The 16,135-nt window shown below is 68.9% G+C and carries 12 protein-coding genes; 4 read left to right on the forward strand and 8 right to left on the reverse strand.

The window, feature by feature from the left end; all coding sequences use genetic code 11:
- Window positions 1-112: 112 nt before the first annotated feature.
- Window positions 113-1,921 carry a hypothetical protein gene (locus NJ1_RS39195; RefSeq protein ID WP_157574055.1) on the reverse strand — a complete coding sequence of 603 codons (1,809 nt, stop codon included), beginning with the start codon at window positions 1,919-1,921 and terminating at the stop codon, window positions 113-115.
- 209 nt (window positions 1,922-2,130) lie between these two features.
- Complete coding sequence (locus NJ1_RS17015) at window positions 2,131-2,814, reverse strand: P-loop NTPase family protein (protein ID WP_157574056.1); 684 nt, start codon at window positions 2,812-2,814, stop codon at window positions 2,131-2,133.
- A 383-nt stretch (window positions 2,815-3,197) separates the two neighbouring features.
- Between NJ1_RS17015 and NJ1_RS17020 the strand changes: the two genes are divergently transcribed.
- The 4 genes from NJ1_RS17020 to NJ1_RS17035 are packed head-to-tail and all read left to right on the forward strand — an operon-like array spanning window position 3,198 to window position 9,542.
- Window positions 3,198-4,637 (forward strand): lipase family protein, encoded by a 1,440-nt coding sequence (locus NJ1_RS17020; protein WP_245717425.1) that lies wholly within the window; start codon window positions 3,198-3,200, stop codon window positions 4,635-4,637.
- A gap of 59 nt (window positions 4,638-4,696) precedes the next feature.
- A complete protein-coding gene (trmB, locus tag NJ1_RS17025; protein ID WP_067694899.1) occupies window positions 4,697-5,500 on the forward strand; it encodes a tRNA (guanosine(46)-N7)-methyltransferase TrmB in 804 nt (267 codons plus the stop codon).
- The gene (locus tag NJ1_RS17030) at window positions 5,497-6,243 is read left to right on the forward strand and encodes an NYN domain-containing protein (RefSeq protein ID WP_067694902.1); all 747 of its coding nucleotides are present in this window, start codon (window positions 5,497-5,499) and stop codon (window positions 6,241-6,243) included. The genes trmB and NJ1_RS17030 overlap by 4 nt, the downstream gene beginning before the upstream one ends.
- A complete protein-coding gene (locus NJ1_RS17035) occupies window positions 6,243-9,542 on the forward strand; it encodes an MMPL family transporter (RefSeq protein ID WP_067694905.1) in 3,300 nt (1,099 codons plus the stop codon). The genes NJ1_RS17030 and NJ1_RS17035 overlap by 1 nt, the downstream gene beginning before the upstream one ends.
- A 72-nt stretch (window positions 9,543-9,614) precedes the next feature.
- Here the strand turns inward: NJ1_RS17035 and NJ1_RS17040 are convergent, their stop codons facing one another.
- The 6 genes from NJ1_RS17040 to macS all read right to left on the reverse strand — a co-directional run bounded on the left by NJ1_RS17040 (window position 9,615) and on the right by macS (window position 16,128).
- The gene (locus NJ1_RS17040) at window positions 9,615-10,025 is read right to left on the reverse strand and encodes an HIT family protein (protein ID WP_245717426.1); all 411 of its coding nucleotides are present in this window, start codon (window positions 10,023-10,025) and stop codon (window positions 9,615-9,617) included.
- Between the two features lie 137 nt (window positions 10,026-10,162).
- The gene (locus NJ1_RS17045; protein WP_245717427.1) at window positions 10,163-12,424 is read right to left on the reverse strand and encodes a DUF2339 domain-containing protein; all 2,262 of its coding nucleotides are present in this window, start codon (window positions 12,422-12,424) and stop codon (window positions 10,163-10,165) included.
- Window positions 12,425-12,547: 123 nt separating this feature from the next.
- Window positions 12,548-13,372, reverse strand: coding sequence for an alpha/beta fold hydrolase (locus tag NJ1_RS17050; protein ID WP_067694911.1), 825 nt, complete (start codon window positions 13,370-13,372; stop codon window positions 12,548-12,550).
- A gap of 57 nt (window positions 13,373-13,429) precedes the next feature.
- Entirely contained in the window at window positions 13,430-14,221 is a 792-nt protein-coding gene (locus NJ1_RS17055; protein ID WP_084478412.1) for a DUF1707 SHOCT-like domain-containing protein, read from the reverse strand.
- 60 nt (window positions 14,222-14,281) lie between these two features.
- Window positions 14,282-14,959, reverse strand: coding sequence for a response regulator (locus NJ1_RS17060; protein WP_067694915.1), 678 nt, complete (start codon window positions 14,957-14,959; stop codon window positions 14,282-14,284).
- Window positions 14,960-14,961: 2 nt separating this feature from the next.
- On the reverse strand, window positions 14,962-16,128 hold the full coding sequence (gene macS / locus NJ1_RS17065) for a MacS family sensor histidine kinase (RefSeq protein ID WP_067694918.1): 1,167 nt from the start codon (window positions 16,126-16,128) through the stop codon (window positions 14,962-14,964).
- Window positions 16,129-16,135 lie beyond the last annotated feature (7 nt).

Here is a 16,135-nt window from a genome sequence, read left to right on the forward strand (position 1 = left end):
TACAAGGTCGAGGCGGACGCCCAGGTTCCTGCCATAGAGGTTAACGCCATATATCCCGGCGTATGGAATCGGGTTGTCCAGTCGGTACCGGGTCGAAACCTCCGACCAGCGGCTATACGAATTCGAGCGCGATCAGGTCACGTTCACACGCCGACGAAAGCGCAGGTCGCCGCTGGGCCGCTTGACGCAATTGCGCCTCCAATTCCCCTACCCGACGGTCTGTTTCGATCATGCGGGCCGTGGTGGCGGCGACGATCCGATCGGTCAGCCGCTCCTCGGCCTCTACCAGGGCGGTCGCGACCCGTTGTTCCAATTGCGCTTTGACGTTCACCAGCGTGTCGGCCACCCATTGCTGCAGGTGGGACCGATCCGCGAGCTGCCCGCGCGCCCGCACCACCCACCCGGCGACAGCGGCACCGAGGAGAAGACTGACCGGAACGATCGCGTATTCCAGGGCCTGCAGCAGGGCGAGCGGCGACACCACCAATCGACCCAGCCCGAACCCCGCCGACGCGCCCAGCGCGATCATCAGATGATCTTCGACACCCCGGCTGCGCGGACCCGGTTCGGCGGCCATCCGCAGGGACGAAAAGCCCTCTCCACCAGCCTCGCTCCGCGATCCCACAATCTCCGAGGCCCACCCGTCGGCGCCTCGCGAGCCCCCCGTGTTCGACTCGGATTCCGCCCCGCCGACCGATTCCTCCAGCTGGCGGCTCAACTCGCCGAGCCGCACTCGACTCGCGCGATCTATTTCACGTGTGAGTTTTTCCACTGATTCCGATAATCGCTGCGGAAACCCCTCCTGTTCTGTTCTTCCCAGCCGATCGATCTCCCCGCGCAGTGCGGCGTTCAGGCCGCGCACCCGGCTTCCCACCTCGTGCACCAGGTCCACCCGCGCCAGATGCAGCCGATTGCGCAGCATTCCCATCCCGACTCCACGGCCGCCGTCTCCGACGGCCAGCAGCGCCGCCCGCTCCTCCCGCAGACCCGCCACATCCTCACCACCCCTCAACTTCCCGAGCTCCACCTCGATCCGCCGCCGCGTCTCCCGCACCACCCGCTGCCGCACGATGTCCACCTGATCACCCGCCGCGCCCGCCCCCATCGCCTCGACCAGCCGCGCGTGCAACAACCCCACTCCCGCCCGATCCGCCAGCGCCGCGTCCCCGCACCCGCGCCCGACCGCCGCCATCCGCCCGGACACCGGAACCACAGGCTCCCCCAGCAACGTCACGTCCCGTGCCAGCACCCCCTCCCAGTCCTCGTGCGCGTGAATCCCCTCCAGCGCGAGCACGACCCGAGCCCCTTCGCCCCGCAACCGCTCGACCACCCCGATCATCTCCGCCCCCACGACGGCCCCCGCGTCCAGAACGACCAGCGCCACCGGGCACACCGCCCCGGCTCCCGGCTCCGCCGCCGGGTCACCGAATCCATCGCGCCCCGGACCGAATGGGATGTGCGGCACGAACTTCGCGAGCTCGACCCGCAACAGCATCGTCGTCGCGTCGTCCCCGCTGATCAGTGCCACCGCCTGTGATTTCGTTCGCTCCTGACCCGACATCGCGTTCAGCAGCGCCAGCCCGTGCGGATTCCAGCGAGCCACAACCGTTTCCGCCGCGACGGTGAGCCCGGTTCTCGCCGACTCGATCCCGTCGACCACGCCACCGCGCGCTGATGACTCGCGCCCCGCCGGCCCGCCGCCCGGGAACTCGCTCGGCCCGGACATCGCGCCGCCGGAATCCGCGAGCGGGCGGCCGGTTTCGGCTGTGCGGACAGGCGGTGTGCCACGCATGTCGGCCGGTGTGCCGGATTCGGGATCGCCGTGCGACGTGACGCTCGACGATCTGTCGAGTTCGGGAAGGGACAGGGACGACCGCGCCGATTCCACCTCGGCGGGCACGGCGGCTCCGGTCGGGGGCACGCGATTCGCACCGTGCGCCGCGGGCCCCGGAGACGGACCGCGATCCAACGGGGGCAATCTCAACGAACTCGACTGACCGGGTTCGGTTCCGGGTAGTTCGGCGGCGCTCGGCGAATCGGGCACGTTCGGCCTATCGGCTGGAGAGGGTTCGGGGACCGGTACCGCGTATTCGTTTCCGAGGTCGGCGTCGGCTTGGCGGGCGCGAGCGATCACCGCCGGAGTCGGGTGGTGGCCTGTTCGTAGCGGCGGTGGAATTCTTCGTGAAGGGGATCTATGCCGCTGGCGGAGTGCAGGATCTGCAGGAGAACGCGCGCTGTCAGGCCGGGGTCGTGGCGCAGGGCGGCGAGGGCGCAGGAGATGCCGTAGAGGGTCCAGTCGGCCAGGAGGTCTCGGCGGGCGGTGGAGTCGGGAGCCAGACCCGGCGCGGTGAAGTGGTCGCCGGTGAGGGTGAAGGGCGGATCGGGGCGGGTGCGGTGACCGATCAGCGTCGACAACTCGGCCGGAGTGAAAGTGCCTGTGCGCGTGCGGGTTGCCAGGGTCGCGACCAACGGGAACGTGGGCATGCCGAGGGATTCGGTGTGGGTTTCGGCGGTGGCGGCCGCGTCGGACCAGCGGGTGCCGATGGCATCGGCTTTGTTGAGAACCACAAGGGTCCGGTCGGCGGGGAGTGTGGCCAGCAGGCGGCGATCGACCGGGTGCAGGGTGCCGGGCAGAACGTAGACGATGAGATCGGCGTCCAGAGTCGGCACGGGACCGCAGGGGTCGTCGACGGGTGCGGTTTCCTCGGCGGACAGCAGCGACAACGCGTTTCGAACGGTGCTCCTGCCCGCGCGCGCCCTACCGGTCACTTGGATCCGGGGTGTCGGCGCGTGTCGCTCCCGCGGCGCGCTCACCTGCGCGATCCTTCGAAAACCACGGTGCGAGCACGCACTCCGGCCGACGACATCCCGGCAGCCTAGGGCGCACGCGAAAGCTGCCACGGGCATACCGCGACCGACGGCACGGATCGTGCCGGGACGCCGCGGAATTGGCACACGACGGCAGTCGCTCGGCCCCCGCGCCCGATCCGATCGAACCCCGTTCTCACCACCGCCGTATCCGGTGAGTGAGACAAACACGAAGCGGGTCGACCTGTGCCGCAAAACAATTCGATGCAACTGCTCTTCACAGACAGTCCGTATTCCCCTAGGGTTTCGATCCGGTCGGTGCTTGTGCCGATGCACGGTGTCGACGGTGCCCTTCGACCGGCGGCCGGAGTCGACGAGGGAGTAGAGCGATGACCGTCACCGCGGACGTCATCGGGAGCACCGACGCTGTGGATCCCGCGCACGGCCGATCGCCTGCCCCCGTGATGAGCAGTGCGCCCGGCCGGATGAATCGGCTCGGCGGATTGGCGAGAACCGCCGTCACCCGGCGCACACAGGAGTCCGCGCGCCCGCTGCCGCCGAGCCTGGACCCGTTCTTCCAGCCGCCCGCCGGGTTCGCCGGGCACGCCCCGGGCACGATCCTGCGGCAGCGCCCGGTCGAGGTCGCGTTGCTGGGCCTGGTTCCGCAGCGCGTGACGGCGTGGCAATTGCTCTATCGCAGTAGCGATCTGCACGGCCGCCCCGAGGCCGCCCTGACCACCGTCCTGCTGCCCGAGGGCGCGGCGCCCGATTCGCGGCGCCCGCTGCTGGCGTTCGGGTCGGCCATGGACGCGGTGACCGATCGCTGCGCGCCCTCCTACGCGCTACAGCGCGGCGCTCTCGCGCCCGGTTCGGTGACCCAGCTGGAATGGCTGCTGGTGGCGAACGCGCTGCGGCGCGGCTGGGCGGTCTCGATCGCCGATCACGAAGGGCTCGGCGGAGGTTTCGGCGCGGCCCGCGAACCCGGGTACCGGACCCTGGACGGCGTGCGCGCGGCGCTGCGTTTCGCCCCGCTGGGTCTGCGCCCCGATACGAAGATCGCGGTGTGGGGTTATTCCGGTGGCGGAATGGCCAGTTCGTGGACCATCGAGATGGCTCCGGTGTACGCGCCCGAGCTGAATATCGTCGGCGCGGCGCTGGGCGCGCCCGTGGGCGATCCGCGCGAGGTCTTCCTCCGGTTGAACGGCGGCATGTACGCGGGATTCCCCGCGATCGTGATCGCGGCCCTGCACAAGATCTATCCGGAGCTGGCCGAGGTGGTCAGCAACGATTTCACCGACGCGGGCCGCGAGGTTCTCGCCCGGATGGCCGGCCTGGGTCCGATCGCGGCGCTGCCGCTGCTGGTCGGCAAGCGCCTGGACAGCTATCTGCAGCGCCCGCTCGCGGAGGTGCTGCCGCAGTTGGAGCCGATGTTCGACGATATCCGGCTCGGCAACTCCGCTCCGGATTGCCCGGTGCTGGTGGTGCAACCCGTACATGACCAGATCATCGGGGTGGACGGCATCGACGGTCAGGTGGCGCGGTACCGGGACGCGGGTGCCGCGGTCTGGTACGTGCGGGACCGGCTCAGCGAGCACTTCTCGCTGCTGCCGCTGGCGACGCCGATGAGTCTGGATTGGCTGGCGGATCGCATCGCCGGCAAGCCGCTGCCCGCCCCCTCCACCAAGACCGTCTGGTCGGTCGCACTGGCTCCGGCGCACTGGCGCAGCATGGTGGAAATGGCAACTACCGCAATGCGTGTCACGTTCGGCAGGTCGCTGCGTGATGAGCCGGGACCTGCCGCCGGCAAGGTGTCCGACCTGGCAGCCTGAGTGCCGGCGTGTGCGGTAACACGTGGTCGATTGCTGCGCTAACCATTCGATACTGGACAATGGATGCCGTGAACGACGCCGCGAACCACACTGCCGAGCCAGTCCCCGGACCGCGGTCCGCCGACACCACCGGTGATGCGGATCACCACGGCGGGAACCGCCTCTACCCGCGAGTCACCAGCTTCCGTGCGCGCCGCAGTGCGCTGACGCCGACGCAGCAGCGCTCGTGGGACAAGATGTGGCCGAGTATCGGCCGCGACGTCGCCGACGAACCCCTCGACGCGGACGCCTGGTTCGGGCGCACCGCGCCGCTGATCATCGAGATCGGCTGTGGCACCGGCACTGCGACGGCGGCCATGGCGCAGGCCGAGCCGGATTTCAATCTGGTCGGCATCGAGGTGTACACACCGGGTCTGGCTCAGCTGGTGCAGCGCATCGAGCGCGAGAACATCGAGAACATCAGGTTGTTGCGCGGTGATGCGGTCGACGTTCTCGAAAACATGGTTGCTCCCGAATCGCTGACAGGTGTCCGAGTGTTCTTTCCGGACCCGTGGCCCAAGGCGCGCCACCACAAGCGACGGCTGTTGCAGCCCGCGACCATGACTCTCATCGCGAGTCGGCTGCGCCCGGGGGGCGTGCTGCATGTCGCGACCGACCACGCGGATTACGCGGAGCACATTGCCGAGGTCGGCGCGGGAGAGTCCCAGTTCATCGGCCTCAACGAGGTCACCGGGGGAAACTCGGACGAGTACCGTGAAAACGCACCGATCGGTTTCGAACGTCCGATTACCAAGTTCGAAAACAAAGGACTCCGCGCGGGTAGCGCCATCACGGAGTTCATCTGGGGGAAGATCGAATCATGAGTGTCAGTGAAATGGCCCCGGAGGTCGCGGATGTTGCCGAAATAATGCACGGCACCTCTTCGTCGGAACTAACCGGCACCCCGGCCCTCGGCGGCACCACAAATGATGTCCGTCGCGTTCTGTTGGTCTGGGACGCACCTAACCTCGATATGGGTCTCGGCGCAATCCTCGGCGGACGGCCCACCGCGGCCTATCGCCCTCGCTTCGACGCACTCGGCCGCTGGCTGCTCGCGCGCACCGCGCAGTTGTCGGTGGGCAGCACGCAGCGCGTCGAACCCGAAGCCACCGTCTTCACCAATATCGCCCCCGGCACCGCGGATGTCGTTCGGCCGTGGGTCGAAGCGCTGCGCAATGTCGGCTACGCCGTCTTCGCCAAGCCCAAGATCGACGAAGACTCCGATGTCGACAGCGACATGCTCGGGCATATCGAGCTCCGTCGCCGCGGCGCCGGCCTGGCCGGAATCATGGTGGCCTCCGCCGACGGGCAGGCGTTCCGCGCGCCGCTCGAGGCGATCGCCGCCACCGGCGTGCCTGTTCAGGTGCTCGGTTTCCGCGAGCACGCGAGTTGGGCCGTCACGTCGGATATTCTCGAGTTCATCGATCTCGAGGACATCCCGGGCGTGTTCCGCGAACCGCTCCCGCGGGTGAGCCTCGATTCGCTGCCCGACGAGGGTGCTTGGCTGCAGCCGTTCCGGCCGCTGTCCGCTCTGCTCACCTCCCGCCCCGCTCAAGGAGTCGCTTAGTGTTCACCCGCTGGGGCGACCTGGTCTACAAGCTGCGCTTCACCGTCTTCGGTGTGGTGGTGGCAGGCATGCTCGGGCTCGGAGTCTTCGGGCTCGGGTTGGAAGACCATCTCAGCTCCAGCGGCTGGTTCGATCCCACGTCGCAGTCGACGAAGGCTGCGGAACTGAAGGATTCGGTCTACGGCCGCGATCACAACAGCGATGTCGTACTGCTCTATACGGCGCCGGACGGCAAGACCATCGACGATCCGGAGTTCAGCGCGAAGGTCGTCGACAGTCTGAACAACCTGCCCAAGCTTTATCCGGAGATCACCGGAGTCAACGGCGCCTATTGGAAAACCGATAAGGGCCAGTGGATTCCGAATGTCGCGGGTAGCAAGGACAAGAAGTTCGGATTCGCGACCGTCGCCATCAAGGGCGACAACGACACCGACATGCTGCGCAATTACGGCAAAGTCCAGGACTCCTTCGGGATTCCCGGTATCAAGGTCGAGGTCGCCGGTCTGCAGCCGATCGCGTTCACGCTGAACGACACCATCGCCAGCGACGTGAAACGCATGGAATTGCTGGCGATTCCGGCTGTCGCACTGCTGTTGTTCTTCATTTTCGGCGGTATCGTCGCCGCGGCGCTGCCGCTGATCATCGGCGGCCTGACCATTCTCGCCTCCAACGGCATCATCATGGGACTGACCAAGTTCACCGAGGTGAACTCGTTCGTCTCCGCCGTGGTGTCGATGATCGGTCTCGGTCTGGCGATCGACTACGGCCTGTTCATCGTCAGCCGATTCCGTGAGGAATTGGCCGAGGGCTACGACACCCGCGCCGCGGTGCGCCGCTCGGTCATGACCGCGGGTCGCACCGTCACCTCCTCCGCGACCATGATCATCGCGGCCAGCGCGGGCATGCTGCTCTTCCCGCAGGGCTTCCTCAAGTCGGTCGCCTACGGCACCATCGCCGCGGTGCTGCTGGCGATGATCTCGGCGCTCACCGTGCTGCCGGCCATGCTCGCCGTGCTCGGTCCGCGCGTGGACGCGCTGGGCCTCAAGTGGATTCGCCGGACCAAGACCGCCGACGAGGTCGAGAACGGTTTCTGGGGCAAGATGACCGCGTGGGTGATGAAGCACCCGCTGAAGGTCGCCATACCCCTGACCATCGGCCTGCTGCTGCTCATCATCCCGGTCAAGAACCTGCAGTTCGGTGGCATCAGCGAGACCTATCTGCCGCCGGACAACGTGACCCGCGTGGCGCAGGAGCACTTCGACGAGCTCTTCCCGCTGCGCAAGTCCGATCCGGTCCAGTTGGTGATCGTCACCGATAATTCCAAGGACATCGGCGCGATTCTCAAGCAGGCGAATCAGGCTCCCGGACTGGTGAAGAACGCACAGTTCGGCATTCCGGCCAAACCGCCGAACGGCTCGAACGTGTGGGTCACCGACGCCACGGTCCAGGACACCGCCGACGACACCGTCGCCTATCTGCGCTCGATGGACGTGCCCGACGGCACGGAAGTCATGGTCACCGGTCAGCCGGTCATGATGATGGACAGCGTCAATTCGCTGCTCGACCGCATGCCGCTGATGATCGGGCTGGTGCTGTTGGTCACCACGATCCTGATGTTCCTGACCTTCGGCTCACTGGTGCTGCCGCTCAAGGCGGCGCTGATGAGCGCGCTCGGCCTCGGGTCCACCCTCGGCATTCTGACCTGGATCTTCATCGACGGTCACGGCGCGAGCCTGCTCAATTTCACGCCACAGCCGATCATGTCGCCGGTGCTGGTGCTGATCATCGCGATCATTTACGGCCTGTCCATCGACTACGAGGTCTTCCTGCTCTCCCGCATGGTGGAGGCGCGCACCCAGGGTGCGAGCACCACCGAGGCGGTGCGGGCCGGTACCGCGCAGACCGGGCGGATCATCACCGCGGCCGCGCTGATCCTGCTGGTGGTGACGGGCGCGTTCGCGTTCTCGGATCTGGTGATGATGCAGTACATCGCGTACGGCATGGTCGCGGCGCTGTTCATCGACGCCACCGTGCTGCGCATGCTGCTGGTGCCGGCCACCATGAAGCTGCTCGGGGACGATTGCTGGTGGGCTCCGGCCTGGATGAAGCGGATCCAGCAGAAGGTCGGACTCGGCGAGCCGATCCTGGACGACGAGCGTCCCGGCGGCGGCGAGGTGGTCGACCTGGTGAAGACCACGCCGATCACCGATCCGGTGACGATGCAGATTCCGATCATGGCGGACGGTTCCATGCCGGCCCGGCCGTCGCGGAAACCGCGCCCGGCGCGGAACATCTCCATCGACAGCGAGGCCCCGACCCAGCGTCTGGACAATGTGGCCGGTACCGATTCGGCCAAGGGCGCCACCGGGACCGCGAGCGCTCCACGGCCTCCGGCGGAGAGTGTCCAGCGTTCCACCGCTGGTGAGGATCTCGCGCGCCCGGGCACCGGGGTCACGCCGTCGACCTCGACCGGACCCGCCTTCACCAAGTCGGGCACCGGTTCCGGGAACACTCCGGAATCGGATTCCACACCGGTACCTGCACCGGCGCCTGCGCCGAGGAAGCCCACCGACTTCATCTCGCTGCTGGGCGATCCGCCGAATCCTCCGATCACACAGTCCGGCAGCGGTTTCGAGGCTCCCGCCGCACCGCCCGTGACCGCGAAGGCGCCGCTGAGCTGGCGCGCCCCTGCGAAACCGGCGGCGGCCCCGAACACCCCGACGCCGTTCGACGATCCGGATGCCGAAGACACCGTGGCGCAGCCGGTCACGCCCGCCGATCGAGGTTCGGACGCGGTGCCGCCGCCGAACCCGGTGGCGGACAGCACGGCTCGGGACGGCGCGTTCACTCCGCCGTCGGCCGGAGACCGTTCGAGCACGCTGCCGTCGGTGTCGCAGCCGGTTTCGCCCGCACCGCAGGCGGATTCGACGCCGCCTCCGGCCGGAGCCGAGCGGGTGTCGCCGCCGATCGGAGCCGAGCGGGTGCTGCCGCCCCCGGGGGCGAAGGTCGCACCGCATCCGGCGACCCGCGCTCAGCTGTACCAGCCGCATCCCTCCGAGTCCTCGCCGCCGGAACCCGTTGCCGAGGAACCGCATCCGACCCACCACTCGGTCGAGGATCAGCCGCCGACCGGTGAGGGTCGCGGCAGCATCGAGCAGTGGATGTCGGACCTGCGCTCGGCGCGGCGGCGCGCCGACAAGGAAGAAGAGGACGACGAGGGCAAGCACCGCGGCGGGGCCGAGACCCCCAGCCGCACCGTCAGCGTCAACGAATTGCTCCGTCGGCAGAACCGCGACTGAGTCGGCGAATATCGACCACGCCCGGCCGGGATCACTTCCCCGCCGGGCGTTTTCGTACGTCCTCCGGCGGGATCAGTCCGCGAGCGGAATCAGTTCCCCGGCGATCGCGCGGCGGACCGCCTCGTGTCGCTTGCCGAGGGCGTAGCGCGCGTCGCTCCACAGGTCGCTCGGATACATCCACACCGGTCCGGTGACGAAATCGCTTGGCTCCCAGTCGTAGCGCGGCCAGATGTGGGCGTGCAGGAAGGCGGTGGTGTTGCCCAGGATCTCGAGATTCACCCGGCGGAACGCGGGATCGAGTTTGCGGCAGGCTTGTTCGACCGCCGCACCGAGCCGCTCCATATCGGACAGGAAGGCCATGCGACGTCCGCGCGGCAGTTCCGAGAGCGATTCGACGGCGGGATCGTCGGTCAGCAACACCGAATATCCCGGCAGGAACTGCACATCCCCGATCACCGCGATTCCCGCGTCGAGGCGCCGCATGACCGTAGGGTTCTCTCCACGTAGCGCGCTTCCGATCCGATCCCCGCGCCAGTCGCCGCTCACGCACCCGACCGTACTCACGTGTGGCGCGCAGCAACAGTGCTTTGGGTAGCCCCGCGCAACGCGACACTCCCGCCCTAGTTCGCCGGGGCGCTACCCGAGCGGTCCGCCGCCTCGGCGAACGCGCGGGCGTAGCGGGTGCCCGCCAGCAGCAGCAGGACGCCGACGACCAGGAAGGCCACGGCCCGCAGGAGACCGTCGAGGGTGGCCAGGTCGAACAGGAACAGCTTGGCCAGCGCGGCGGCGGTGACCAGAAGTCCGGCTGCCAGAGCGACTTTCGCCTGCTGCGGGGTGTGGGAGAGACGACGCAGGCCGAAAAGCAGGCTCGCCGTCGCCGCCACCATCCACGCCACGGTGGCGAGGCCGTGCCCGGCCCGGAAGCCGTCGGAACTACCGGTGGCCACCCCGATCGAGACGAACAGTGTGGTCACGGCATAGAGAGCGGCGAGACCACCGACCACCCCGACGGCCGTCCCGTCGGATTCCCGATCCACCAGGCCGAGCCGGCGCGCGCACCACAGGGCAGCGGCCAGCGCCGCGAGTGTCGCGACGGCGGCCAGCGCCGTCGAAACACCAAGGTGCGCTTCGGCTTCACCCTGACCCGAGAGCATGGCGGGACTCGCCACGTCCAGGAACGCCAGCGCACCGAGCACCGCGAACGCCGCACCGAGTCCGGCGGTGAGCGTCGAGCGCCGCTGCCCGGCCACGGCCAGGAAGGTCAGCGCCACCAGCATGAGCGCGATCGACAGCGTCTGCACCCGGCTCACCGCGACACACGCCTCGAGCAGGGCGAACGATCCCGCCACAGCTGCCACCACGGTCAGGTGACCCGGAATCCCGGCTCGCGCACCCAGTTTCGGCGTCCACGGCGCCATGGCCAGACCGAGCAGCACCGCGGCGAACGCACCGGCGATGATCGTCGCCCCGGTCCGCTCGAACATCATCGGCGCGGCGAGCAGTGGAACCGTGGCCGCCGCGAAGGTCAGCGACGACGTGACGTCACCCGGGCGACGACGCCCGACGAGCACCGCGCCGATCGCACCGGTCACGGCAATGGCGATCGCCGCGGCGAGCACCTGCAACCGCAGGCCGATCGATTCCGAACCCAGACTCGCCCCCGCGACGGCGAGCAGGGTGACCAGCACCGCCGGCAGCGTCCGCACCACGTGCAGGAACGGCCAGTCCCGCACCAATTGCACCGGCGTGGCGGCGATCTGGAGCACGATCAGGAACGACAGCAGCATCACCAGTTCGGTGCTGACCGCCGGTGACAACAGTGCCGCACCGAGCACCACCAGCACCGCGAGCGCCTGCGACCGCCACTGCATGGCCAGCGCCACCCCGCCCGCCGCGATCCCCAGCGCCACCACGTATCCGACCACCGACGGCAACCAGTGATACATCGAGGTCACCGCGACGATATCCAGGTATCCCCCGGCGATACCCGTCGCCGCCAGCGCGACCGCACCGACATGTCCACCCGCCCGGCCGTGCACCCGAGCCGCGAGCGCCACCAGCACGCCCGAGAACACCGCTCCCGCAATCACTCTCGGCACCGGCCCGAATATCCCCGCCTGCGCCGCGAGCACCAGCAGCATCACGACGCCGATCAGGGTGACCCCGACCCCGGCCACCGCCAGCACCCGGCTGATCACGCCTTCCCGCTGCCACCACGGCGCCCGCCGCACCGGCGTGGGCGCGGGCCGCCACCCACCCCCCGCATACTGCGGACGCTGAACCCCACCCGCGTACCGCGGATTCCCGCCCACATACCCCGGATTCCCCGCCGCCCACTGCGGAGCCCCGTAACCCACTGCGGCACCGGCAGATCGAGGATCACGCGGCGGCTGCGGATACGGCGGCAACGCCCCCGTCCCACCCGGGTAACCGACCGGCGGCGCCTGCCCCGCGGCAAAGACCTGCCCCTGCACCCCTGCGACCGAACCCTGTCCGGGCGCCGATCCCGCCGGACCATGTCCCGGCACGGGCGGCACCGGCCCCGCCATCCCGCCCATGGGCGCGCCTGCCTGCGGAGCCCGAGGACTCCCTGCGGCGACCTGCCCCACCCGGACCGGACCGGCGATCGGCGGCACCGGCGGATCGGCCGGTGAATCCGACGTGGCAGTGCCCGAAACGGATGCGGCCGGGCCCTGAACCGGAGCGGACGCCGCACCCGGCGACCCGGCCGCCACAGCGGGTTCCGTGCCACGATCGCGCTCGGCGACCACCTGGCAGCGGAGAAGTTCGAGATCACGGCCGAGAACGCCCATGTGCTCGCTGAGCGAACCGAACTGATTCGACAACCGTGCGATCAAGAGGGGATCGATGGCGGTATTCATGTCAGCAATGCTCGCGCGGAACCGTTCGCACCACTTGAGTAGAAACACTCGCACCGGGGTCGATTCCTACGCGTCGCAGGACGACCGTTCCGGGCAGCCCGTGCGATGGGTGGTGCCGGCCGGTCAGGCCGAGTGAGATGTGCTTCCCACCCGGGCGATGGTGGATCGGATTTCGGTGACGATGCGGGTGGGGTTCTCGAGCATCGGGACGTGGCCGAGGTCGGGGAGGGGGCGGACGTCGATCGTTTCGGTGCGGGTGAGGTCGGGGTAGACATGGGGCGGAAGGACGCGGTCGTGCTCGGGGAGCAGGATCGTGGTGGGGACGGTGAGGGCCGCCAGGCCGGGGAAACCCGTCGGGAGCAAAGGGTCTTCGGCCAGTTCGTCGGTGATGTCGCAGTTGGGGATGGCCGCCGCCATGGCCTTGGCCAGGTGGTTGGGGACGATGGCGGGGCGGTGCGCGAGGAGCGGGACCAGCAGGGGGCGGAGCATGGACGGGACCGCGGGGGTGCGGTCCTCGTTGAGGCCGATGAGGGGGCCGAAGGCGCGGAATTTGCGCAGCAGGGAATCGGCGGCGGCGGGGGTGCGCCAGAGGCCGGCGGGGGCGATGGCCGTCACCGAGCGGGCCCGGCCGCGAGCGGCCAGTTCCAGCGCGATCCACCCGCCCAGCGAGTTTCCGGCGATATGCACTGTGGGCCAGCCGTTTTCGTCGAGCAGCTGTTCGACGTAGTCGACCAGGCCGGTCACGGTGGCGGGATGCGCGGCGGGCGGACCACCCCAGTGCCCGGGGAAGGTGGGGGCCAGCACGGTGTGGTCGTGTTCCAGATCGTCCAGCACCGGAATCCAGGACTGCCAGGTCAGCAGGACCCCGTGCAACAGCAGCAGCGGTTCACCGCGACCGGCTCGGTGTAGTGGTTCCGGAGCCGTGTCCACCGTGCCGCCTGCCGCCATGCGCTGACGATACTCGGCGGAACCGGCTGTCACCGACGCGCTTTGGAGTGCGGATTCTCACGCCCCGTTGAGGAAGCGCTTCCAGTGGGTGCCGAAGGGATGCTTGGCGGTGATCGAACTGAATCGCGCGGTGCCGTGCACGATCAGGTGCAGCGGGCCGAAGGGCGGGCCGGTGCGGACCTTGTTGTTGGCGCTCGCGCCGATCAGGTCCAGACCGTTCATGTCGACGGTGGCCGCGGCGGGCACGATCAGTTCGATCGAGCTGCAGAAGTCGCTGACCTGGATCTCCACCACCTGGGTGGTCATGATCGCCCGGGTGAAGTCGAGGCGCGCACTGCCCAGGTAGTTGTTCAGGATCAGCGTGGGCGGCACCTGCCACACGCCCTTGCGCTCCACGCCGGACAGGCGCGCGCGGATCACGTTGCCGGGATTCGCCGCGGCGACCGGTTGCCGATCGTGCGCGAAATAGGGTTGCCCCTGAGCACTCGACCCCTGAGCGAAATGCGGCTGGCCCTGAGCGAAATGCGGCTGCCCGTGCGGGAACCGCGGTTGCGGGTTCGCGAAGTGCGAGGGCGCGGGCTGACCGGCGAGCCGGATGCCCGGCAGGTCGACCAGCACCGAGTTCAGTTCACCGCGCGTCTTGGACGCGAGCGCGGTGTCCATCCGTTCGGTGAACTCCCCCAGCGACAGCATGCCGAGCCCGACCGCGCGCTGCAGCAGTCGCCCGACATGTTCGCGTTCCATGTCCGACACCCGGAGATCCCGGTCGCCGACGACAGCGGAGTTGTCGACCGCGGCTGGGCTGGAGGCGACAGTCTTGTGCAGGAACGCCGATTCAGATCCACCCATGCTTCGAGGTTAGCGACGAACGACCCACCCGCGCATCAGGGCAATCCCTGATCCCACCCGTCATTCCAAGCCCTGCTCGATCGCGTACCGGGTGAGCTCCACCCGGTTGGCGAGCTGAAGTTTGCGCAGCGTGGACTGCACGTGATTCTCGACCGTGCGGTGGCTGAGCCCGAGCCGGGTGGCGATCTGCTTGGCGGCCAGCCCTTTCGCGACCATGCGCAGCACCTCGGTTTCCCGATCCGTCAGCGCGGGGCGATGCGGTTCGTCGCGTTCCGCGGGGGTGTTGGCGATGCGCCGGAATTCACCGAGGACGAGCCCGGCCAGTCCGGGGGTGAACACGGCCTGACCGGCCGCGGTGGCCCGGACGGCGTCGAGCAATTCGGTCGCGGAGGCGCTCTTGACCAGGTAGCCGGTCGCCCCGGCCTTGATGGCGTCCAGCACGTCGTCGCGCTCGGCGGACGCGGAGAGCACCAGCACCCGGGTGTGCGGGGACACCCGCAGCACCTCGGCGGTGGCGTCGGCCCCGTTGCCGTCGGGGAGATGCATGTCCATCAGCACGACGGTGGGCTGCACGGCCGCCGCGCGCCGACCGGCCGCCCCCACGCTGTCGGCGGTCGCGACCACGTCGAACCCGGATTCGGCGAGGTCGCGCGCCACCCCGTCACGCCAGATCGGGTGGTCGTCGACCACCATGATCGAGATCTTCGCGGCGGTCTGCTGCTCCGCGCTGTCGGACATCGCTACCTCCACTGCTTGCGTGGTATCCGGAATTCCCATTCCGCCCCGTCGTCGCCGGTCTCGAAAAGCAGCTGCGCGGTCCCGTCGATGGCGGCGATACGCCCCAGGATGGACCGCGAAACCCCCATCCGCCCTTGATCTTCCGCCTCGGCGAGCCGACCCGGTCGAATGCCGGGCCCGTCGTCGCGAACGCTGACGATCAGCTCGTCACCGGTATCCTCCAGCAGCACATAGGCTTTCGCGCCCGGTCCGGCGTGCTGCACGACATTGGCGAGCGCGGCGGCCACGGCGGCGGAGATCTCCCGGGCCTCGAACCGCCCGATCGGAACCCGCTCACCCGGCGTGGAGACGAACACCGAGGGGCTGGCCTGCGCGGTCAGCAGCGGGCGCAGGTCGGTCTCGGCTCCGCCGTGATCGGCCCGATGCCCCTGTTCGGAGATCAGCACCCGCAGCGCCACCTCCTGCTCACCTGCCCGTTGCGCCAATTCGGCTGTGGGACCACCGATCTCGCTACCTCGGCGGGTGATGTAGCTGAGCACCTGGAGCACCCCGTCGTGCACTTCCCGGGCGAGACGCTCGCGCTCCTGCGTGGCGGCGGTGAGCCGCAGCGCGCGCTGCAACTGCTCCTGCGCCCGGCGCGCGGTATTGGAGGCCAGCCCGAGTGCCAGCCCGACCGAAACCAGCACGGGCGCGGTGGCGTCGCGCCACACGTCCAGTTCCCACTGCGCCCGCGTGGTGATGACGGCGGTGGCGATCAGCAGACCCGAGGCGATGCCGCCGAGCGGACCCCACAGAATGGCGGAGGACATCACCGCGTTGGCCGCCCACAACGTGGTGGGCAGCGTCTGATGTCCGTGGTACCAGTCGTAATCCGCGATCAGCCGGGTCGCGAAGATCAGCGCGATGACCACCACGTGATCGCCGATGACGACCGCGGTCCGCACCCGCGCCAGATCCCGGAAGTGCCACTGCGACAACAGCACCGCCGATACCCCCGACCACACCGCCATCAGCGCGATCAGCACCCAGCTCAGCTGCTGATTGGTGTAGTGCGGCGCGGACGCGATCTGCTGCCCCACCGCGTACAGCAGGGTGACCAGCCGGAACGCCTGCGCCGCCCGCCACAGCGGGGCGGTGGCGACCTCGTCCGGATCGGGTTCAGCCGGCATGGGCCGG

Origin of the sequence: Nocardia jejuensis NBRC 103114, from assembly GCF_001613145.1 — a bacterium.
Lineage (GTDB): Bacteria > Actinomycetota > Actinomycetes > Mycobacteriales > Mycobacteriaceae > Nocardia > Nocardia jejuensis.